The sequence below is a fragment of the Myxococcus faecalis genome, assembly GCF_050039385.1.
Taxonomy (GTDB): Bacteria; Myxococcota; Myxococcia; order Myxococcales; family Myxococcaceae; genus Myxococcus; species Myxococcus fulvus.
The window spans coordinates 2,032,343-2,053,785 of the sequence record NZ_CP144336.1 but is presented as its reverse complement, the minus strand read 5'-3'; the positions used below and the strand labels follow the sequence as shown (position 1 = coordinate 2,053,785).

The following is a 21,443-nucleotide window of genomic DNA, read 5'->3' as shown; positions in this document are numbered from 1 at the left end:
CCGGCTCAAGAATGCGCAGCGGGGTTAATGACTTGTCTTGTGGGGGCGACAGAGCGCGTATGGCCGCGTCCTCTTCACGAAGGAGTCGCCATGTCTGCCTATGCCGCTGTCGCCCGAGCACCCCGCACTCTCACGGAGAAGGAGGTGGCGCGGCTGCTGCGCGCGACGGGCGAGCACAAGGAGGGATTCAGGGACCACTGCCTCTACAGCCTCGCGCTGGCCTCGGGCCTGCGTGAGCACGAACTGGTGGGGCTCAACGTCGGAGACATCTTCGACGAGCGCGGTCGCGCACGCCGGCACGTGCTGCTGCACGTCTTCAAGGGCTGCCGCCGGCACCCGCGCCCCCAGGAGGTGGTCCTCTCGGACACGGTGCGCGCGAAGCTGGAGAAGCTGCTGCGCCTGAAGCGCACGCAGGGGCACGACGTGGAGCCCCAGGCACCGCTCTTCCTGAGCCGCAAGGGCCTGCGCCTGTCCACGCGGCAGGTGCGCCACGGCTTCGCGGTGTGGCAGGAGCGCGCTGGCCTGGAGCGGCACCTGAACTTCCACGCCGTGCGCCACACTGCGTGCACCGGAGTGTACCGGCGCACGAAGGACATCCGCCTCACCCAGCGTTTCGCGCGCCAGCGCAGCATCGACTCCACGGTCATCTACACGCACCCCTCGGACGACGAGCTGGTCCGCGTGACGCAGGACTTGCCCTGCTGATGGGGAATGCCGCCTCCGCGCTGAGCGCCCACGAGAGCCCCTGGTTGGGCCGGGGTGCCGCGCGGAGGCGGTGAGGGGCGGACGTGCGCAACGCTCGCGCATGCCGCTCCAGGCGCAGCCGACGAAAGTGAACAGCGCGAGGCGTTCACTTACCGGCCGCAAATGATCAGGGGAGGGGTGTTCACTTTTTCGGAGCTGACCCTCTCGAAAAGGGCCCCAGGTACACGCCCCGGCGGCGCACCCCGCACGAAAGATCGCACCACCCCCCACCCTGGCGTCAGGGGTAGGCGGGGTAGGCGCGCTGGCGTCATCGGTAGGCATGGTTGCGCCCGGCAAGGGCAGGCAGCGACGGTGACGGGGAAGGAGCTGGGCCGCGCAGCGAGCGGCAGATGGCCCAACCAGCGGAAAGCGGCCATTGGCCTCGGCGCTTCGGCCCGTCAGGAGGCCTCGTAAGCGCGCGAAACAGCGTGGGTGCACTGACGCCGAATGGCCGCCTTTACCCATTTTCGGCCATTCGGCTGGGCCCTGGTAACGGCACGCGCGCCCAGGTGCGCGCGGGGCTGAGCGTGGGGCTGAGCGTGGGGGCGCGGGGGGCTTGGCTCGGAGTCGCGGGGCTCACGAGGAGGACAAAGGCATGAGGCCCGAAGTGCGCGGGGACACACGCGCACGAAACGGGCGCCACGCGGCGGCAGGCGCGGTGCGCGGGGCCAACCGGGGCCGCGCCAGGTGGGCCACATGGCGGCCAGCGGGGCCCTGTCGAAGGAAGGGGAGGGTGGGCCGGAGACGTGAACGGCGCGCGCGTCCAGCTCGCTGGACGGAGTGTGTTTCCGGGCGCGAGTTCGGGCCGGAACTCGGACCGCGGTGCTCGAGGACCTGGCGGCTGTTCGCCCTAACCTCGCGAAACTACGAAGGCTGTGGCGCTAGGCGTGTGCATCCGCGCGCCAGGTGGAGCTCCCGGGGGAAAGTGACCAGGCACCGCTTGGTACAGCGAAAGTGAACGGCGAAATTGATCGCGAAAGTGCCCGCGTTCGCTTACCGGATGGGGCTTTCAGACGGAGTCGGCGAGGGCGCGACGTCCGTCCATGGAGCCACGGGAGCGTCGTCCTTGGGGCCATCCGGGGAGGACGTGTCGAGGTCCTCGTCGTCGCTACCAGTCACCTACGTGTTCATCTCGCCGTGCTCGGCTTGTGTTGCCTTGCGCGTTGCGAGTGCTGTGCGCCGAGTTTGGTGTCCTTCCCGCGAGGAACTGGCGTGTACCTCTCGGCGGGAGCCGATTCCTCCTACGATGAGCTTCCTCCTGCAGACTATTCTATGGAGAGAAGCCGGTAAGCATGCATCTTGGGACGGCGTATGCGCGACATTCGGAATCCGCCACCTCTGAAGGGCAGGGCGAGCCTGCCACCCGTTTAGGCTTCGCCGTGGTGGGTGCAGGTAAGTCTACACTGCTCGTACCTTCTGTAGCAGAGGGCTTGGGCCGATGGATCGTCCTCTGTATAAGAGAGGCACATCAAGAGGTCGGTAAGGCATGCCTCGTCACAGTCTTCTGTTGTGAGTGTTGTGTCCAATGTCAGGTGTTGGTGTTTGGATGCGAAAGAGAGGTCTCCTATGAATGCCAGTGTTGATAGGAGAATGCCCACGAATGAACTCTTCATTGGTGCCCCTTGGGCGTAGTTGCGGTTTGGCGGGGATTCCCAAGCTGCTCCAGAAATGTGCTTCGGAGCAGCTTGGGATGGACATTGTTACGTGCAATTTTGGACGCAAATCCGAAGCTGCGCTTTGCAGATCCTTTCTCCGTCAGGGCTTCCATTGGCTAGCTCTATGCACGTGGCATAGTTGCTGGTGCACTCCTCGCAGGGCGTGAGGCGTGCGGAGGACTCGCCCGTGTCCTGCTCGTCCTGCGGTTGAAATTCAGTCCCGCCGCAGCCCCAAAGAAGCCCCATTGCAATGAGTCCGGCAATGCGTTTGATTGACAAGGTTGTCCTCCTGGTTGGTGTTGTGTGGGGATGCTGCCATCGTTACGGTTGGGTGGGAAGGGGTGTGTTGGTCGTTTGGTGGTTGTGTAGGAATCCATTGTCCCGGCAGAGCTGGCTGCTTGGGGTTGGGAGTGGTTATCCTGTGGGCAGAAGAACGAGCGAAGCTTCGGCGCGAACTGTGGAGTTGCTTGGCTCTCTAACCTGCCTATCGTAAGTGTGTTGATGCAGCCGAGCCTCCCGACACGCTCTGCTCTTGATCGTTGCTCTCCACCTCCGCATCCACCTCACCTCGCTCGGCTGGAGTGGACTCCCGCGCTGCGCGTAGGGCCTGAGCGTGTCGCGCTTGCAAGCCCTCTAGCGAGAAGGTGGCGTGCAGCTCCTGGCGAGAGTCGGCGCCGCCTTGGACAAACTCTTTGAGCCTCACCATCGTATTGAAGTCGGTGGGGTTGTCCACGCGGACGCGACCTTCGGCGAGGGCCTCCTCGAAGCCGAGGAGGTAGCCGTCAATCATCTTCAGGGCATCGTCCTTGGAGACGGCGATGGCGTTGGCGCGCAGTTCAATCAACTTCTGGTCCGCCTTGGTGGCGATGCGCGTCTTGGCCTCCTCGCGGCGGCGCAGACAGTTGTGCTCCTTCGCGTAGTTGGCGACGAGGGAGGTGGCGACACCGAAGCGCTCGGCCAACTCGCGGTACGAGGCGTAGCTCGTCATGGTGGAGCCGTCGGGCAGCGTCTTCACGTCCCCGAAGACGAGGGCGCGGTCCAGCTCCTGGCGCGGGAGCGCGGGCTCCTCGGACTTGCGGGGGCGGCCCGTCTTGCGCTTCGCGGGCGGTGGAGCCGGTGGCGCCTCGTCGGGAAACGCCTCCACCTCGGGCGGAGCTTGCCCGGCGAGGAGGCGCTTGCGGCGGCCGAGGCAGTCGTGTTGCTGGGCGTACCGAGCGACGGCGCTGTGGGCGACGCCGAAGCGCTCGGCCAGCTCGCGCAAGGAGGGAAATCGCCTCTTCACACGGCCCCGCGTGGTGGGCACCTCCTCGCCTTCCACGAGGAGCCTGTCCACCTCGTCATGAGGCAGCCGAGGGCCTTCGGCCTTGGTGGGGCGCCCCAGCTTCTTGAGGGGCTTCTTCTGGGCCATGCCTTCCCTCAGCAGCCTCCGGAGGGCTGCGCTGCGACGTCCACCACCTGGGTGCGCAGGCGCTGCATCAGCCGCGTGCGCTGGCGCTTCAGTCGCTGGTACGTCCTCTCGGCCTCGGCGGCGTCACCTTCGACGAGGCGGCTGACGTAGGTGCGCAGCTTCTCCCTCCGGACGACGGTGGCCATGAGGACCTCGACGTCGCTGCGCGGCAGGCTGGCGCGGGCGAGGTGTACCAGCACGGCATCGCGCTTCACGAAGCTGCGCCGGACGCTGGGACGCCTGGGGCTCTCCACCGGCGTGGCGTGACGGGTGTCCGGCAGCCACTCGGCGAGCTGCGCCTGCGTGTACGTCTCGTGCTGTTCCGCGCGCTCCTTTCGGAGGTGCCGGAACACCTCGCGCGCCGTCTGCTGGCGCAGGCGTGCCGCCGTCCAGTCCCCCCAACGCGAGAGAGGGAAGCCGCGCGCGACGGAGAGGAAGGTGGCGAGGACGAGCTGGTCCAGGTCCTCCCGTGGCACCGCGTTGCCGAGGAGGCGGCGGCGCAGGCGGCGCAGCATGGGGGCGTAGGCGGAGGCGAGGGCAGCCGTCCACGCGGGGCTGGAGGAGGACTGCATTTCGGCCACGAGGGCCCGGGTGAGGGCTTCTCGCTCCGGGTACGTCTCTTCGCGCGCGTCGTCCATCGCGGCCAGCACGGATTCGAGCGAGGCGTGGCGCGCGAAGTCGGGCCGCCACGTGCGCGCAGCCGAGAAGACGGCATGGTGCCGAGGGGCGAGCGCCTCCACACGCAGGAGGCCCAGGAGATGGCCGAAGAAGTCACTCACCGAGGACGGGCCTCCCACCACTCGCGCACCAGCTCGAGGAAGTCATCCAACTGCATGGTGACGAGGGGTGGCTGCCCGTCGTCCTTGCACACGGCCAGCGGCCAGCGGCCCGGCGGGCACGTCTCCACCGCCTGTCGCATGGCCTCGCGGACGTTGGTGCGCTGGTGGGCCTTCGCTTCGACCCAGAAGCAAGGCACCTCGACGTCGGACATCTCCTGTCCGGTGCGGTACTGGAGGCCGCGGCGGATGAGGGCCTCGGGCATCGCCTCACGGAAGCGGTGGACGAGGGCTCGCTCGAAGTCGGCGCCCTTGCGACGGGAGGATGCGCCACTCACGAGACACCTCCCGATTCCTCCAGCAGTCGCTCCATGTGGCCGCCCCGGGCCATGCGCACTGCGAGGCAGCGGGCCAGCTCCAGCGTGCAGCGGGCATCCGCCATGGCGCGGTGAGGCGTGGGTCGGTGGAGACCGAAGCGCTTGGCCAGGGCGTTGAGGGAGAGGGACTCCACCTCGCCGGTGGCGAGCAGCGGCCAGGCGAGGCTGGCGGTGTCGAGGCGGTGGTAGTCGACGCGGGGCAGGGCCATCTCGGTGCGGCGGTAGCCCTCGACGAGGAAGCCCCAGTCGAAGCTGGTGTTGTGGCCGGCCACGAGGGTGCCCGCCAGGAGCGGCGTCACGGTGGCCAAGACTTCGTGCAGGGGCAGAGCGTCCCGCCACTCGTCGTCGGAGTAGCCGCACACGGCCAGGGCCTCGGGGTGGGCGTCGGACAGCCGGGTGGGCTGCACGCGGGCCTCGTACTCCGCCAGCACCTTGAGACTGCGGGCGTCGACGCGCAGCACCGCCACCTCCAGCACCTCGTGCCGGGAGGCGTCCAACCCCGTCGTCTCCAGGTCGATGAACGCCAGCGTCCGCAGGTGCGGCGGGAGGCCGGGGAAGAGCGGCTCGTGGAGACCGGAGACAGGAGTGATGTCAGAAGCAGGGTGAGCGAGCAGCACTATGCGACCTCCTTGGCCCAGAAGCGGGGCGAGTGGTGTTTGGCGGCGAGGGAGTCCAGCTCGGCCTTCAGCAGCGCGACGCGCGCGGTGCCCAGGCGCTTGCCCGCGTCCTTCAGCAGCGCGTCGAGGGCCTTCTTGTCGACGCTGGCGAGACGCTGCACCAGCTCCTCACGGGGGAGGCCGGTGGCGCGGGCCAACAGGGTGACGGTGGGCTCCAGCGGGTAGTCGAGGCTGGTGGTGTTGAACATGCGGTAGCGCGTGCCGGCGAGGACGAGCTCGTCCTTCTCGGCGAGGTGCGCGCGGAGGACGTCCTCCAGCTCCGCCTTGCGCGCGCCGAGAATCTTCGCGAGGTGGGCGACTTCCTGGCGCTCGCGGGCGACGGACTCCAAGTCCGAGGTGTCCTCGCAGACGACGTCTCGCTGGCCTTCCAGCGCCTGTGCGTAGGCGGGGCAGTTGTGCCGGTGGTCGCAGTACACGCAGTTGGGGTTGATGCGTGCGGGGAAGGACTCCGCCGTCTCCATCTGCTGTCCCAGCGTCTCGACGTAGGCGAGGGCGGCTTCCAACTGCTCCTCGGTGCGCGTCGTCTCTTGAAGCACGCCGTGGCGCAGCATCCACATGGAAAGGCGCACCTTCTTCGCCCAGGGCCATAGGCGGCGCGCGGCGAGGGCGTAGAGGCTGAGCTGGAGGCTGGAGTCCAGCTCCTCGCGGGTGAAGAGCTGGTGGTTGGACTTGTAGTCCATGACGTGGACTGTCTCATCGTCCACCCAGTCGGCGCGGTCGATGAAGCCCAGGACGGTGAATGGGCCCACCGGCAGGCGGAACTCCTTCTCCACGGCGAGGATGTCGCGGGCGTCGACACGGCCCTGCTGGCGCACGAAGTCCTGGAGGATGCCGAGGCCCTGCTGGAAGAGGTTCAGGCCGGAGAGGCCCGAGGCGGCCCACTCTTCACGGTAGAGCTGGAGGGCGCGCTCCTCGGAGAGCAGGCCCGCGTACTCGGTGTCGATGACCTCCTGGAGGAGCCGCTCGAGGACGGCGTGCAGGGCCTTGCCGAAGCTCAGGGGGACGCCGGGCTCGGCGGTGTGCTTGTCGAGGTAGTGGAGCCGGTAGGACAGCGGGCATGCCTCGAAGCGGCTCAGCCGGCTGTATGACAAATGCTGGTTTCGCAGGGCGCTCATGACGTGGGCCTCCGGGCCGATGCAGTGGCGTGTCGCGAGACAGTCATCACGCTCTTTTCGAGAGACACATCAAGTCGAAGGGGACAAGTAGCGCAGCCCCATGCGTGTGTTTCACGGACGTGGGCCACGTTCATGGCGACACCTCCGATGAGGGTTGCCGCTTCTCGAAGGACAAGACGCGAGAGCCCGGGAAGGCGGACAGGACGCGCACCAGGGTGGCGGCGTGCTCGGGGGTGAGTTCCCTTCGGGCCTGGCCGGTGTAGGCCGGGACGAGCCACACCTTGCCGTAGGTTTCGGAGGCGAAGCACACCTCGGCGTTGAGGGCCTTGAAGCTGGCGATGTCTTCGTCGGTGAGGCCTCGCAGGGCCTGCGCGGCCAGCCCCTTCACATCGGGAGACGGAACTGGCGGCGCGGGTTTGGAGGCGGGGGCCGGGGCGGGCTTCTTCGAGTCCGACTCGGGAAGGGGATGACCGAAGAGATCCACAGCGACTGGAGCGGCCTTCGTCGGAGGCGCGGGGACAGGCGGCGCGGCCACGTCACGAGGAGGCCGGGCCTGCCGATTCACCTTCAGCCACTCGGTGCAGGTGCCGCCTACGCTGGGCAGGGTGCATCTCCCGCCAGTCCGGTAGTGGAAGCAGTGCTTGCCCTCGCCGCGGACGTACGCTTCGCACGTCACGCCGGGAGGGCGTTGTTGTGCGGCAGTGGGCTGGAGGTGGTGTGTAAGGGCCATGCGCGGATGTCGGCGGCGCGTGATTGCCGATACACCCTACAAGCACCCCTTCACTTCCATTTGGGACAAGGAATCTTTTCGCCCGATTTCTTTTCTGATTTCCAGGCGAGCGAATCGCCGAGGGAAAGAGGCACAAAGGCATCCGGCGATGAATCGGGGACATCCCCTCGGCTGTGGACAGCCCCGGGACAGCTCTGGGACAGGTTGCTGTCCACAGTTTTCGCCAGTGATTGCCTGTGGATAGGTGGGTGTGGACAGTGTGGACAGCTTTTGAAGAGTACCCCTACGTCATGTGCGCGCGCACGCGAAGGCTCCATGTACAAGTGCGCGCACGCGCATACGAGTCTCTCCCCATAAAAGCTGTCCACACTGTCCACACTAAGGTTTTCGTTAGAGAAATCATGAGGTTAAGTGTGGACAGCGTGCTGTCCACACCTGTCCACGCTGTCCACACCCGCTCTTGAAGTGGAAGCCGGTGCGGCTGAATGTGAAGGCGCGTGCGGCCGGTGCTCGGCACCGCCGGAACTCGGAAGAAGCTCGTCCTGTGAATGGCCGTAGAACGGCCGGAAATGGCCTCCTGGCGCACGAAGCAGCTCCAGGACGGGCCCAGTTCATGAAAGAGGGCTTCCATGCGCCTGGAGGCAGTCCATCGCCTTCGAGCCCGCAGTCTGTGAAGTCACCCGAGCGACTCTCTCGTGCTGATACATTGAGAAATATGTGTTTCACGTTGTGTGGGCCTGAGAGTCGGGACGGTCCGTCCAGCCCTGTGCACCCGTGCGACAGGCCCGAGCGAGAGACAGCCTCAGGATGCTTGTTCGCCTGCCCGGGCATGGAAGTCGCAGAGCTCGTCTGCCGCGTCCCTGAATCCAGCTGAGGCCCATGCCCCTGGAGGGACGCGAGGAAGGTGAAGTCGCGAGGGAGTCCACTTGCGTGGGCCCTTCGTGCAGGGGATGCGCTTTCCGTGGGGGACAGCGCGATGACGCATGCCGCGAGTCGACAGGTGGCTGCGTAGAGAGGGGAAGACGTGTCGCTGACGCTCGTGGAAGTTCGGTGCAGGCGGTGTCGCCAGGTGCTGGCCGTCCGTGACGGGGCCGGGCCTCGCCTGCGCACCGACGAGGGAGTCGTCGTCGCAGACTGGGTGGCAGGCTCCATCGAGTGCCCTCACTGCAGCCCCTCCGCGGAAGCTCCCGTGAAGGTTCTCCTTCCTCGCCCGTCCATGCGGACGCCCGTCTTCGTCACCCAGTTTCCCAAGGCGTGACAGGGCGTGTCGCCTGCCGAGGCCAGAGAGGCTCCATTGGTGCCTCCAGCCCGGCGTGTCCCTAGGAACTCATTCAACCAGGAGGCGTTGTGCGCAGGCGCTGGGAGGCCCTCCGTGAGGGCTTTCGCCAAACCATGGAGAGCCGAGGGGCGCGGCAGTCCTTGCGCAGGGTGCAGTCCAGGCGGCTGGCGCTCGCCGGCTTCGTGACACCGTCGGCACTCGTCGCGTACCTCAACAGTCGGGACGAGGATGCGGGGGCGAGGAATGCCGTCTTCGCGACGCTCGTCTCCATGGTGCAGGAACGTGATGAAGGGGCGTTGGCCTCGACCCTGTTGTGGCTGGGCCTGTGGCCCGCCCTCGACGCCATATACCGCCGGCGTCGTCGGTGCTTCGAGTCGTCCGACGAGCTCACCTCGGCCTTGTCCTTCGCCTTCTCCTCATTGGTGGCACGCGTCGACTTGTGGCGCACCCACCGCGTCGCTGCGACACTCGTGCTGGGGGCTGAGCGGGACTTGATGAAGGCGCTGCAGCGCACCCGGACTGAGGTGGCCCAGCTCGAGGCTCTCCATCAGGGGACAGTGGGCCTGAAGCCTTGGGCGGAACCTCCTGCTGCTTCGGCCCTGGGGCTGCCAGCGCGCCTCTCGCTGGAGTCGGAGGAAGGGGCCCTTCGTGAGTGGCTGCTTCCGTTGGCGGGAGGGGACACGGAGCTGGTGGTGTCCGTACTTCTTCACGAGGAGAGCCACGCGCAGGTGGGGGCGCGCCTGGGGCTTGCGCCGGAAGTGGCGCGCAAGCGCTTCCAGCGCGCGCTGCGACGCCTCCGGAAAATGGCCGATAAATTCCGGTGAAAAGATTCCGTGTCCCAAATTTCCGCGAAGGGTGCATGTAGGGGATGGGGGATTTGAAACAACGGGCGCGACGCAGCGAGGACAAATGTCTCGGGCCCGATGTCCCCGTCTGGCTGTGCGCTGCCTTTGAGTGAGAGGGGCTTCCTCGCCCCTGCCCAGTCTCGCCTCTGTGTCCTCCTGGCCTCTCGGAAGGCCAGGGACGCTTTCCTATTGCCGCCTCCCGGAAGGACAGAATGAAGACAGCCGAGCGAAAGCCACTCGAGCGTGAAGAGACGCTCCTGCACCTCATTTCTCACCACGTGCGAGTCGTGAGCGTCGAGGAGGGGAGTGGAGCCCGCGCGGGCCCTGCTTGCCGGTGTTGTGAGTGTGCAGGGGACAACGACTATGTCCGCATGCCGGGCCTCTTCCGAAGGTGGGAGCTCGAGCACCTCGTCGACACCGAGGCGGACTTCAACGTCGAGCCTGCGGGCTGCACTGCGGACGGCACCGAGTTGTTTGCGGTGTACCGGCGCGAGCGTCCCGCCACCACCACGCACCGCCAGAAGGAGGAGTGAAGCACATGCCCAACATGTGGGAAATGACGGCCGAGATGGCCAAGCAGCATGAGCAGCAGGGCAGCGTCTGGCTGAAGCTGGCGAATGACGGGGACACCGCCGTCGTCGTCTTCCTGGGGGAGCCGTACCCGCGGGAGGTGTGCTTCATCGGCGGACGGTGCGTCGGCTTTGACGAGAAGCTGAAGGCCCAAGGGCACAAGCCCTCGTTGCGAATCACCTACAACCTTGCCCTCTACAGCACCCGCGAAGTGAAGGTGCTGGAGCGGCCCACCGCCTTCTTCGACTCGCTCATGGAAGTCCGAGCGAAGTACGGACTGGAGAAGTGGGCCTTCGAGGTGAAGCGCCACGGGGCCGCCAATGACCCGAAGACGACGTACTCGATTCTGCCGGAGTGTCAGCTCACTCCGGATGAACAGCAGGCTTTCCAGCGGCTGCACCTGCACGACATTCAGAAGCTGCATGCCGCCGAGGCCGCGGGGAATGGGGGCGGGAGCGGGGGCCCCTCGCCGGCAGCCACTTCAAGTGCGAAGGCGGGCGAGCCTGTCGATGTGAGGCTCGCGCAGGCCATGGCCACCGCGCTGAAGGCACTGCCGCGCGAGGCGGTGGACCGCTTCCTCCAGAAGTTCTCCGTCCAGCGCATTCGGGACATCCCGGCGTCGAAGGCCGAGCTCGCGCGCGCCTTCGTCGACTCCCTCGTGGCCGAGTACTCCGCGGAGAGTGTTGCCGACGTGGACCCCTTCGGGCCGTAAGCCGGCCTCGCCGTCGCTGGTTGCCGTAGCCATGCGCGAAGGGGGGCCTGTTGCGAGCCCTCCGACGTGCCTCATTGGGGACAACAGGAATGGTGGAAGACTTCTCCGAAATGCACGGGGACGGGGGGCGTGTTGTCTCTCGCGCCCAGGACTCCAGCGTGGGCGCAGCGCCGTCAGCGCCTGCTCGCAACTCGGGCACGGGCAAGCAGACGCTGCGCGTGCGCGTGGATGCCGGACTGCGGCTCGCGGTGGGCGACGTACCACCCAAGGTGCTGGAGGGCCTCTGCCGGGCGCTCTCTCTGCCCAACCCAGCCTTCTTGAAGCTGGTGCGGCTGCGCAAGCGCCCCGGGGCGGAGCCCCAGACGCTGTACTTCTTCCGCCAGGAGGAGAAGGAGCTGGTGTTGCCGCGCGGGGCCATCCACCTGCTGCGCCGGGCCGCGGACGAAGCGGGCCTGATGCTGTCCCTCGAGGACGCCCGGGTGCTGCCGCCCAAGCGCCTGACGAAGCTGCCGGCGGTGCCTCTGCGCGACTACCAGGCCGCGGCCGTGGAGCGCCTGGTGAAAGTCACCCAGGGGACGGCGGTGCTGCCATGCGGGGCAGGCAAGAGCGTCCTCGCCGTCGGAGCAATCTCTCGGCTCCGCACGCAGACGCTCATCCTCGTCCATACCTTGGACCTGGCCGAGCAGTGGCGAGAGCACGTGCGCGAGCGCCTGGGCCTGGAGGCGGGCCTCGTAGGAGCAGGCGAGGAAGAGGTGCGGCCCGTCACCGTGGCCGTCGTCCAGTCTTTGGCCCGGTGGGAGGAGGCGAAGCTCGACGCCTTCCTCCACTGCTTCGGCCTGCTCGTCCTCGACGAGGCCCACCACATCGCCGCCAGCGCCTTCCACCGAATCGTGGACCGCTGCCCGGCTCGCTACCGGCTGGGCCTGACGGCGACGCCCGAGCGGGAGGACGGGCTGACGCCTCTCTTGCGCCTGTACCTGGGCGCGCCGCTGGCCGTGGTGAAGCACGAGGACCTCGTCGCGCGCGGCGTGTTGGTGGTGCCCGAGGTGCGTGCCGTGGAGACAGCCTTCGACTTCCCCTACTTCGGCGCCTCGGACTACGCGCCCATGCTGGAGGCGCTGGCCGAGGACAAAGCGCGCAACGACCTCGTCCTCGGGGCCGTAGCCCGCGAAGCGTGGGCAGGCCACTTGTGCCTCGTCCTCACGGGCAGAGTGGAGCACTGCGAACTGCTGGCGCAGCGGCTCTCGGCCACGGGCCTCGCGGCCGCCGCGTTGACGAGCGAGGTGCCGCGCGAGGCGCGAAAGGCGCTACTGGACCAGGCCCGCTCCGGGCGCATCCGTGTGCTGGTGGCCACCAGCCTGGCGGATGAGGGGCTCGACTTGCCGCGCCTCTCGCGCGTCTTCCTGGCGTACCCCGGCCGCGCCAAGGGGCGCACCGTCCAGCGCCTCGGACGCCTCATGCGCCCCCACCCGGAGAAGAAGAGCGCCGTCCTCATCGACTTCGTCGACGGGCTGGTGCCGCTGCTCCGGCGCCACCATGCGGAGCGCAGCCAGCAGTACGCCACGGTGCTGGGGGTGGCCGGCGCCGCCAAGGCCCTTTGAATCGCTGCATGGAGTGAGCATCTTCGATGACGACACCTTCTGACACCACTCCGAGCACGCCCAACGCGGACGCTATCCGCGCCACCTGGCGGTGGTTGGCGCATGCGCCGCACGGTGTGAGTGAAGTCCGTGTCATCCGCCCGGGCGGCGGGGGCGTCGTTGGGCTGGGCTTCTTCGACGACGAGGAGTCCTTCGTCGCGGCCTGCTCGGCTGCGAATGCTGACGGCAACGTGTACGTGGGCATCCAGCCTCGCCCCCGGCGCCTGCTCGAGCTTGCCCCCAACGTCCTGCTGCCGCTGAGGACGGGGGCGGGCAGCAAGGACATCGAGGTGGTGACGGCCACAGTGGTGGACCTGGACCCTGTGCGTCCCAAACACACGGCCAGCACTGAGGACGAGCTCTCGCTGACGCTCCAGGTGGCAGAAGCCGCCGCGGCCTGGTGTGAAGCCCAGGGGCTCGTACGCCCGCGGCTGATGATGAGCGGCAACGGGGCGCAGCTCTGGTTTGCCCTGCCGCCGCAGTCCCTGGAGGGCGAGCGCCACGAGCGCGTGCAGGCGGGCCTGAAGAGTTTCGAGGCCGAGCTGCGCGCCCGCTTTGCCTCGGAGCGCGTGCGCGTGGACTCCATCCATGACGTGGCCCGTGTCATCAAGGTGGTGGGCACCGTCAGCAGGAAGGGGGCGGGGACGGTGGAGCGGCCTCACAGAGCAGCCCGGGCGCTTGCCGGTTTCGAGCGTGTCGAGGATGCACAGCTCCTGGAGCGCCTGCTGAGCGCGGCGGCTCCGCAGGCGGTGGAGAGCCTGTCGCGCCCAGCGCAGACGGCGCTGCCTCTGTCCTCCCCTGCCTCGGCACTGAAGGGGGCGGTGAAGGCCCGCCGGACGGAGTCAGGGGAGTACGACTGGGCGCAGCCGGTGGAGATGTGCGGCCCGGTACAGCGCCTGTGGAATGAGGGCGCGGAGGACCGGAGCGTCGCCATCTTCAACATGGTGCGCTTCTTCGCGCACAAGAGGCTGGGCCTCGACGAAATCACCGAGCTCGTCTTGGAGTACGACCGCCGGGGCCTCGGGAAGCTGAAGGGCCGGGACGGCGCCGGGTACGTCCAAAAGGCCTACGAGAAGGTGGCGGCCACCTCCCGCGAGGATGGCTCCGTGGCGCCACCCTGCCACTCCCTCCAGGGCATGGGCTTCTGCCGCGTCAACCGCGAGCCGGAGGTGCGCTGCGAGCTGTACGACGTCGTCTTCGACATTGAGGCGGCTGTGGAGCGCCTGGCCACGGTGCCGGCCCAGGACGTGGAGTACCGCCTCAAGCCGATTCTTGAGGCGATTGCTCACCGTCCGCCGTCGGCGCAGGAGAAGTACCTGGCGCTGCTGGAGGTGCGCACGGGCCAGCCCGCCCAGAAGCTCCGGCTGTCCATGGCCCGCGCTGTGCGCACCCAGGCCGCAGGTGAGGGCGCGGACACCAAGGGCGGAGGGAAGAGCAGCACCGGCGACGACACCATCGACGGCGAGGTGTACGAGGACGCGTACTGCTACTACACGGTGACGCAGCGGGGAGAGGCGAAGGCCATCTCCTCCTTCACCTTCACACCGCAGGCCCTGGTGGAGACCGAGGAGGGGGAGGTGTTCCTCGGGGATGTGCGCACGGACAAGGGTACCGTCATCGAGGGAGCCCGACTGCCGCGACGGGCATTCCACTCGCGCAAGGAGCTGCTGAACCACCTCCCCTCCGTCCACACGCAGTGGACGGGCAGCGACAACAACGTGCAGGGCCTGCTGCGCGCGGTGGCGCGCCGGCCGGTGCCGCGGCTACCGGGCACCACCACGCTGGGCGACTTCAAGCAGGGAGCGCACCACGTCTGGGTGGCACCCGGGTGCACCATTGGGCGGGAGGGTTTCCTCTCAGCCTCCCCCGTGGCGTACCTGCCGAATGGGACGTCGCTGGAGGCACGCATCCGCTACGAGGCCGCGGACGAGGACACCTTCCACGACGTCGCGGGCACCGTCTTCGAGTACCTGCCACAGCTCAACACGCCGCAGGTGGTGGTGCCCATGCTGGGGTGGTTCTTCGCCACGCCGATGAAGCCGCGCCTCATGGAGAAGGTGGGCTCCTTCCCGCTCCTCTTCATCCACGGGACTCAAGGGAGCGGCAAGTCGAGCATGTGCACCGACGTCTTCTGGCCCCTCTTCGGCGTGCCCTCCTCAGACGCATACAGTGTGACGGAGACGGAATTTGCGTTGGTGAAGCTGCTGTCCGCCACGCGCTCCGTGCCCGTGGTGGCGGACGAGTACAAGCCCTACGACATGCCGCTGCACCGGCTGCAGATGCTGCACCGCTACATGCGGCGCCTCTACCGCGGGGAGACGGAGGAGCGAGGCCGCTCGGACTTGTCGGTGGTGAGCTACCGCCTGCACGCACCGCTGTGCGTGGCGGGCGAGACACGTCCCACGGAGGCCGCTCTCTTGGAGCGCCTCCTCACCGTCAACCCCGAGAAGGCGACGCTGAAGCGGCGCGAGTGCCGGGCGGCTTTCCGCAAGCTGAAGTCCGTCAACCTGGCCCTGCTCGCGCCTCGGTACATTCAATTCTGCCTGGGGCGAGACTTCGACGCGGACTTCCAGGTGGCCCGCGCGGTGTCGGATGTCTTCCTGACGGGACGGGAGGTGCCCACGCGCGTCGTCGACAACGTGGTGGCGATGCTGTTGGGGCTGCACCTCTTCGAGGAGTTCGCTCAGGAGTGCGGGTACGCGCTGCCCGAAGACTTGGGGGCTCGCGAAGCAGTCGACGCGGTGCTGGCGGACATCCTCGAGACGGAGGTCGGAGTGAAGAATGCCCTCGACGCCTTCCTCGAGATGCTGGGCGTCATGGCCATTCAAGGGGAGCTACGGCACCGGGTGCATTACGTCTTCGACGCCGAGCGCCTCTGCCTGCACCTGGAGAGCGCGTATGACGCCTTCCGCGCTCACTGCCGGCGCATCGGCTACGAGGGCGAGGTGGTGGACACGCGGGCCTTGCGGCGCCTGCTGCAGGAGAACCACCGTGAGGGTGGTTACGTCACCGCCCTGAATGAGCGCATCTGCTTCGACGGGCGGATGAACCGTCGCCGCGCCGTGGTGATGGACTTGTCGCGCACGCGCCTCGTGTCGGCGGAGGACTTCCCCCAGTCGCACGACTGGCGCGCGCGCAACGGTGACTACATGGCGGAGGACGCCAACGGATAGCCGGCCCGGGCGGCGAGTGCCCTACGGCCGGCGGCCGTGGGGTGCGGAGTCGCGTGGGCATGTTCCCAAACGCTTGCAGGTGGAGTTGTCATCGTGATGACCCCGAAAGTGTCGAAGCAGGATGAGGTTGATGTTTCAGCCGGGGTGCGGCGCAGCACTCCGCAGCAGCGCCGCGAGGATGCGGTGGACGTGCTGTCCGAGGCCCTCTGGGAGTTGTGGCTGCGTCGGCGTGTGCAGGCGCAACGACAGACGCCGGCGTGGGGCGCGGAGGAGAACGCGCATGGCTGAGGCTCAGACTCTCGACTTGTCTTCTTTTGGGGACAGAGCGTCCATGGCCTTCGCCCGAGGGCGTGCTGCTCCGGGCAAAGGAGATACCGTGGCGAAGAAGGAGACTGCGCGCGCTGCGCGCAAGCAGTTGGCGGACGTGCCACAGCAGGTGGCCGCGCTAGCCACCATGCCGGTGCCGGAGCTGGCGGCGAAGTACCTGGAGCTGTACGGCGAGCCCACGCGCAGCCGCAACCGGGACTACCTGAAGAAGCGCCTGGCCTTTCGGATTCAGGAGCTGGCCGAAGGGGGACTCTCCCCGCGCGCCGTCGCACGCATCGCGGAGCTGGGTGACAAGCTGCCCGAGCGATGGCGGATGCGACAGGTGGCGGAGACGAGGGCCTCCGCGCCACCACCACCTCCTCCTGCCCCAGTGGACGGGCGCACGGCTGCTGTGAATGGGCGCGACGCGCGCCTGCCCAAGCCGGGCACGGTGCTGACGCGCGTGTTCAAGGGCACGCAGCACCGGGTGACGGTGCGCGAGGGCGGCATCGAATACGAGGGCCAGCTTCACCGCAGCCTCTCCAGCGTGGCCAAGCTGATTACGGGCACGGCCTGGAATGGCTTCACCTTCTTCGGCATCAAGGATGCCAGCCCGAACGCGGTGAAGTCATGAGCGGCCCGTCCTTCTTTCAGACGTACATGGGGCAGCGCTTCTACGAGTCGACGATGCCGGGGCTCGTCCGTGAGCTGAAGCGCCTCAACGACAACATGGAGCGACTGGTGGCCGTGGCGGAGCAGCTCGCCGGGAAGACTCAGTCGTCGAGCGTCGAGCCTCGGGAGCCGACGCCCGAGGATTCGGAGGGGCGATGAGGAAGAGCAAGTTGCCGCCCTCGGACGCGAAGCGCTGCGCCGTCTACACGCGCAAGTCCACCGCTGCGGGCCTGGAGATGGAGTTCAACTCGCTGGACGCCCAGCGCGAGTCCTGTGTCTCCTACGTGCAGCGCCAGCCCGGCTGGGTGTTGGTGGATGAGAGCTACGACGACGGCGGCTTCACCGGCGCCAACATGGAGCGGCCCGCCTTCCAGCGACTGCTGCAGGATGTGGACGCGAGGCGGGTGGACGTCGTCGTGGTCTACAAGGTCGACCGTCTCTCACGCTCCCTCCTCGACTTCGCGAAAGTCATGGAGCGCTTCAACGCAGCGGGCGCGTCCTTCGTCTCGGTGACACAAAACTTCTCCACCGCCGACGCGATGGGGCGGCTCACCCTCAACATGCTGATGAGCTTCGCCGAGTTCGAGCGGGAGATGATTTCGGAGCGCACGAGGGACAAGGTTGCCGCCGCGAGACGCAAGGGGAAGTGGACGGGGGGGCGCGCGCCGCTGGGCTACGAGGTGAGGGAGAAGCGCCTCGTGGTGAATGAGTACGAGGCGGTGGTGGTGCGCGAGGCCTTCGAGCTGTACCTCCAGCACCAGCAGGCCTCGGCGGTGGCGCGCCTCCTCAACGAGAAGGGGCGTACGACGAAGCGGTACGAGGCGCAGAGCGGCGCCACGCGCGCGGCGCGGAAGTGGACGACGCAGGACGTGCTGCGCCTCTTGAGGAGTCCCCTGTACGCGGGCTTCGTGCCGTATGGCGACGAGACGCACCCGGGCGAGCACTCGCCGATTGTGGACAGGGCCACCTTCCACCGGGTGCAGGACATGCTTGAGGGCCCCGGTATTCAGTACCACGGGCGCAACCCCGACTACGTGCTGCGAGGCCTCCTGCGCTGCGGCCTGTGCGGCGAGGCGATGACGCCCGGCAGCACGCGCAAGGGCGAGCGCGAGTACCGCTATTACCGCTGCGTCACCCGGGACAAGCGGGGGAAGGAAGGGTGCCGGGCCGCGCCCCTTCCGGCAGCCGCCCTGGAGGACTTCGTCGTCACGCAGCTCCGGGAGGTTTCGGTAGGTGGCGGCTTCGCTGCCCAGGTGCATGCCCGCCTCACGACGCGCCTGGAGGAGAAGCACCAGGCCCTGCGCGCCGAGCGTGCGCAGCTCCCGAAGGATTTGGCCAGGCGCGTCGCGGAGTCCGCGAAGTGGGTGGACTCCCTCTCGAAGCTGGAGGGCCCAGCCCGGCGCCTCGTCGAGGAGAAGCTGACGGCTGCGGAAGTGGAGGTCACCGGTATGAGGAAGCGGCTGGCGGAGGTGGAGCGCGCCCTGGACGCCATTGAGGGGGAGAAGGTGGAAGCGGAGTGGGTGGCCCAGGCCCTGGGGAGCTTCGACGCGGTGTGGGACGCCCTCACTCCTACGAATCGGGGGCGTCTGCTGCGGGCCCTCGTTGGCCGGGTGGTGGTGAACGAGGCGACGGGTCAGGTCGACGTGCATATGGCCCACGCAGGTGAGGCCGCGGCGACTGGGCGCGAGGAGGTGGCGGCGTGAGCATGAGCTCCGAGTCTCGGCCGGCGGAGGCCGGCCTCGTCAGCGCGCACTTCCACCGCGTGCGTCGCGCGAAGGCGGTGCGCCTCCGAGGGGGAGCACTACCTCCGCCGCGAGAGGTGGCGCGACGGCCAGCACGCGTCGCGCGAATGCTGGCCCTGGCGCACCATGTGGAGTCCGCCATTGGGCGGGGTCTCGTGGCGAGCGCAGCGGACGTCGCAGGTCAACTGGGCTTTACCCGAGCGCGAGTGACGCACCTGCTGGACTTGGTGCTGCTGGCGTCCGACATCCAGGAGGAGGTGCTGTTCCTCGAGGCGGTGGAGGGAGAGGAGCCCCTCAGCGAGCGAGGACTCCGGGCCATTGCACACGCGGGGACGTGGGAAGCGCAGCGTGAGCGTTGGCGTGAGGTGAAGGCTTCATTCTGAGATGGGAGTCCGGCGGCCTGGACTCCTTGGTGTAGCGTGAGTGCAAGAGGCTGAATTGTTGTCCGTGTTGAGAGTGCGCGGGCTGTACGCCCCGCGAGGAAAGTGAGCGAAGAGACATGCAGAACGACATGAAGAGCATCATCCATGCTGCGGTGGCGGAGTCGGTGGAGAAGGCGCTGGGCCGACAACTGGAACTGCAGGAGCGGCAGGTGGAGTTGCTGGAGCGGATTGCTCTGTTCCTGGGCGTTGAGCCTGGCCGCGCCCCAGCGGCGCCCGTGCAGAAGCGCACGCCCACGCCTGTGCCCACAGCGAAGCGCACGTCGGCGCCCGTGCCTGCGTCCACGACCGCGACGAAGCGCACGCCCTCGGTGCCCGTGCGGAAGTACGTGAGGCCGGAGGCTGCGACGAAGCCCACGCGGGCTGGCCCCGCGCTCCAGAAGAGCCGCGGGCGCCCGCGCGTAGCGGGACGCACCGAGACGGTCGCAGCCCCCAGCGCGAGCCCCAACTCCAGTCCCGAGGTTCCCGCCTCCTTCTCGGTGGGACAGGAGGTGCGCTACAAGCAAGGGCGGGGCGCCTTCACGGCGAAGGTGAAGGCCGTCGACGAGAAGGCGAAGACGGTGACGTTGGAGCGTGTCTCCGACTCCAGGAAGGTTGTGCGCCCCTTCGACAAGGTGACATCAGCCTGAGTCAGGCCTGCGAAGCGCCCTCTCGGGAGGGCGCTCCTGCGGCAATCAGCTCGGGGGCGGGAGAGACGCCTTCACCCGGCATGCCGCTGCGCAACGCGCGCCGCGCTTGTCGTTACGGTGCGTCAGCCATGTCTTCGAGCTGCCCCTCGGCGAGGGCGCGGTAGTGGGGCACGACTTCCACCTTGAGCACGTCCCGCATCTCCTGGCGGGCGCTGGCGAAGTCCCCCTTGTCCTTGTGCTGGTACATCCGGTGCAGCGCGTCCATGAGCCTGTGGGAGCCTTCTCGAATGCGCCGGGACTCCTCACGTAAGAGGCCCAGCGCCCCCTCCTCCGTGGCGAGCGCGCTCTCGGCTTCACTGTCGATGATGCCAACCTCGGAGGCCGTGCGCCTCAGCAGTGCCTTCGCCTCAGTCGTGAGGGCCAGGCTCGCTCCTGTGGTGGAGACACGACGTGCCAGTTCGCGAATCGGGCCCCAGTCAACGGTTTCACTCACGATGCATGTTTCCTTTGTAGGTTGCCCTGTCTCGGCATGTGAGGCCGAAGCTGGGGTCTCGTTCACCCCGGGAAGGCGCGCTTGGGGCGGCCTGTCCGCTGCGAGTGGTAGAGGGCTTCACAGTTTCTCAAAGGTCATGTTAATTGGACGGTCGAGTCAACTAGACCTCGTAAGTTTCGGGAGAGTGACCCGCGACGGCGAGCCTTGGCGTCCGTGGGGCCGCGTCCCCTCTTTCAGGAGGATTCACAGCCATGACGAAACGTTCGGAAGATGAAGTGTCGACGGAGGAGTTACCGCCTAGTCCCTCCGCCCCGCCCAGCCCCAGCTCGCCGCGCTTCCTCTTCGTGGTGGATGGCGTCCGTTACGAGGCGGTGGAGGAGCTTGAGGTGCGGTCGAATGGCGAGAGGCTCCTGAAGGCGGAGCGGCGAGTGGCGGATGGAGTCCTGGCCGGCCCCTGCCTGGTTCGCCAGATTGCGAGCCCCTCCACGTTCATGATGCGCACGCGGTTGATTGAAGAGGTGCAGTTGGCCTTCCGACTCAACCACCCCAACATCGCTCAAGTCTTCCACATGGAGGTGGATGAGGATGCGGATGTGCCCTTCGCCGTCATGGAGTACGTGGGTGGGCCCTCGCTGGAGACGCTGGTGTGCGCAGCGTTGGTGCGAGGCAAGCCCCTCTCGGAGGGCTTTGCCTTGTACGTGGGGGCGGACGTGGCGGATGCGCTGCACTACGCGCACACGCTGACGTCAGAGGAGGGCGCGCCCCTGGGCGTCGTCCACCGTGACGTGAGTCCTAGGCACATCGCCTTGGGCCTCCATGGAGAGGTGAAGGTGCTGGACTTCGGCTCGGCGTTCTCGCTGATGGTGGGGCGGGAGGAGTCGCCGGAGAATCTGCTGCGAGGAGACGTGGCCTACGCCTCTCCGGAGTACCTGCGCAAGGAAGGGCTGACGCCGCGCTCCGACGTCTTCAGCCTGGGGGTGTTGCTGGTGGAAGTCCTTACGGGCAAGCACCTCTTCGAGGTGCACGACGTCCCGGTGGTGGCGAAGGAGAGCCGGTTTGTCGTGGAGTCGCCCCCCACGTTGCCGCTGCAGCAGATGCAGGCCCTCATGGACACGTTCGGCCCGCACGTCGTCGAGAAGGCGGTGGGCCACCTCAGTGAGGACCTGAAGGCGGTGCTGCACACGGCCCTGCGCCTCAACCCCGAGGAGCGCTTCGCGACGGCGGCGGACATGCGGGATGCGCTGCGTGGCGTCGCCCACGCCCAGCTCCGTGCGCCCTATGGGCGCGCGGAGGCCGCCAAGGAGGCCGCCCTCGTGGTGTCCGAAGGCGGGGTGCTGCGGGACTTGGTGGAGTTCGGCGAGGCCGGCCTCTACCCGGATGGGCTGGAGAAGCACGAGCTGGGACTCCCGAAGAAGGTGTAG

General features: G+C 67.7%; 20 protein-coding genes. 13 read left to right on the top strand and 7 right to left on the bottom strand.

The annotated features are described in order from the left end of the window. Nucleotides 1–90: 90 nt before the first annotated feature. Nucleotides 91–705 (top strand): tyrosine-type recombinase/integrase, encoded by a 615-nt coding sequence (locus VZQ01_RS07950; protein WP_426747402.1) that lies wholly within the window; start codon nt 91–93, stop codon nt 703–705. A 2,178-nt stretch (nt 706–2,883) separates the two neighbouring features. On the opposite strand, the gene VZQ01_RS07945 is transcribed toward VZQ01_RS07950, so the two are convergent. From VZQ01_RS07945 to VZQ01_RS07920, 6 genes are all read right to left on the bottom strand, one after another. Further along, nucleotides 2,884–3,807: an AT hook motif domain protein gene (locus VZQ01_RS07945; protein WP_426747401.1), complete on the bottom strand. Its 924-nt coding sequence runs from the start codon at nt 3,805–3,807 to the stop codon at nt 2,884–2,886. Nucleotides 3,808–3,815: 8 nt separating this feature from the next. Then, complete coding sequence (locus VZQ01_RS07940) at nt 3,816–4,646, bottom strand: hypothetical protein (protein WP_426747400.1); 831 nt, start codon at nt 4,644–4,646, stop codon at nt 3,816–3,818. After that, a complete protein-coding gene (locus VZQ01_RS07935) occupies nt 4,622–4,960 on the bottom strand; it encodes a hypothetical protein (protein ID WP_095957623.1) in 339 nt (112 codons plus the stop codon). The genes VZQ01_RS07940 and VZQ01_RS07935 overlap by 25 nt, the downstream gene beginning before the upstream one ends. Then, nucleotides 4,957–5,616, bottom strand: coding sequence for a 3'-5' exonuclease (locus tag VZQ01_RS07930; protein WP_426747399.1), 660 nt, complete (start codon nt 5,614–5,616; stop codon nt 4,957–4,959). The genes VZQ01_RS07935 and VZQ01_RS07930 overlap by 4 nt, the downstream gene beginning before the upstream one ends. After that, nucleotides 5,616–6,791, bottom strand: a complete 1,176-nt coding sequence (locus tag VZQ01_RS07925) for a RecB family exonuclease (RefSeq protein ID WP_426747398.1) — start codon at nt 6,789–6,791, stop codon at nt 5,616–5,618. The genes VZQ01_RS07930 and VZQ01_RS07925 overlap by 1 nt, the downstream gene beginning before the upstream one ends. A gap of 130 nt (nt 6,792–6,921) precedes the next feature. Continuing rightward, nucleotides 6,922–7,521: a hypothetical protein gene (locus tag VZQ01_RS07920; protein WP_426747397.1), complete on the bottom strand. Its 600-nt coding sequence runs from the start codon at nt 7,519–7,521 to the stop codon at nt 6,922–6,924. Between the two features lie 1,419 nt (nt 7,522–8,940). Between VZQ01_RS07920 and VZQ01_RS07915 the strand changes: the two genes are divergently transcribed. The 11 genes from VZQ01_RS07915 (at nt 8,941) to VZQ01_RS07865 (ending at nt 19,529) form a co-directional block, all read left to right on the top strand. Next, nucleotides 8,941–9,624 (top strand): sigma-70 family RNA polymerase sigma factor, encoded by a 684-nt coding sequence (locus VZQ01_RS07915; RefSeq protein ID WP_426747396.1) that lies wholly within the window; start codon nt 8,941–8,943, stop codon nt 9,622–9,624. Between the two features lie 392 nt (nt 9,625–10,016). Next, nucleotides 10,017–10,178, top strand: a complete 162-nt coding sequence (locus VZQ01_RS07910) for a hypothetical protein (RefSeq protein ID WP_426747395.1) — start codon at nt 10,017–10,019, stop codon at nt 10,176–10,178. 5 nt (nt 10,179–10,183) lie between these two features. Then, nucleotides 10,184–10,927 carry a hypothetical protein gene (locus VZQ01_RS07905; protein ID WP_426747394.1) on the top strand — a complete coding sequence of 248 codons (744 nt, stop codon included), beginning with the start codon at nt 10,184–10,186 and terminating at the stop codon, nt 10,925–10,927. 89 nt (nt 10,928–11,016) lie between these two features. Next, a complete protein-coding gene (locus tag VZQ01_RS07900) occupies nt 11,017–12,528 on the top strand; it encodes a DEAD/DEAH box helicase (RefSeq protein ID WP_426747393.1) in 1,512 nt (503 codons plus the stop codon). A gap of 26 nt (nt 12,529–12,554) precedes the next feature. Next, nucleotides 12,555–15,740, top strand: a complete 3,186-nt coding sequence (locus VZQ01_RS07895) for a hypothetical protein (RefSeq protein WP_426747392.1) — start codon at nt 12,555–12,557, stop codon at nt 15,738–15,740. A gap of 96 nt (nt 15,741–15,836) precedes the next feature. After that, nucleotides 15,837–16,028, top strand: coding sequence for a hypothetical protein (locus VZQ01_RS07890; protein WP_426747391.1), 192 nt, complete (start codon nt 15,837–15,839; stop codon nt 16,026–16,028). An 88-nt stretch (nt 16,029–16,116) separates the two neighbouring features. After that, the gene (locus VZQ01_RS07885; protein WP_426747390.1) at nt 16,117–16,680 is read left to right on the top strand and encodes a DUF2924 domain-containing protein; all 564 of its coding nucleotides are present in this window, start codon (nt 16,117–16,119) and stop codon (nt 16,678–16,680) included. Next, entirely contained in the window at nt 16,677–16,877 is a 201-nt protein-coding gene (locus VZQ01_RS07880; protein WP_426747388.1) for a hypothetical protein, read from the top strand. Before VZQ01_RS07885 ends, VZQ01_RS07880 begins: the two co-directional genes overlap by 4 nt. Next, entirely contained in the window at nt 16,874–18,421 is a 1,548-nt protein-coding gene (locus tag VZQ01_RS07875; RefSeq protein ID WP_426747387.1) for a recombinase family protein, read from the top strand. The genes VZQ01_RS07880 and VZQ01_RS07875 overlap by 4 nt, the downstream gene beginning before the upstream one ends. A 245-nt stretch (nt 18,422–18,666) precedes the next feature. Then, nucleotides 18,667–18,843 (top strand): hypothetical protein, encoded by a 177-nt coding sequence (locus VZQ01_RS07870; RefSeq protein ID WP_426747386.1) that lies wholly within the window; start codon nt 18,667–18,669, stop codon nt 18,841–18,843. 116 nt (nt 18,844–18,959) lie between these two features. Next, nucleotides 18,960–19,529: a PspA gene (locus VZQ01_RS07865; protein WP_426747385.1), complete on the top strand. Its 570-nt coding sequence runs from the start codon at nt 18,960–18,962 to the stop codon at nt 19,527–19,529. Between the two features lie 112 nt (nt 19,530–19,641). Here the strand turns inward: VZQ01_RS07865 and VZQ01_RS07860 are convergent, their stop codons facing one another. Further along, on the bottom strand, nt 19,642–20,022 hold the full coding sequence (locus VZQ01_RS07860; protein WP_426747384.1) for a DUSAM domain-containing protein: 381 nt from the start codon (nt 20,020–20,022) through the stop codon (nt 19,642–19,644). A 251-nt stretch (nt 20,023–20,273) separates the two neighbouring features. Here VZQ01_RS07860 and VZQ01_RS07855 point away from each other — a divergent pair, with 251 nt between their 5' ends. Then, nucleotides 20,274–21,443: a serine/threonine-protein kinase gene (locus VZQ01_RS07855; RefSeq protein WP_426747383.1), complete on the top strand. Its 1,170-nt coding sequence runs from the start codon at nt 20,274–20,276 to the stop codon at nt 21,441–21,443.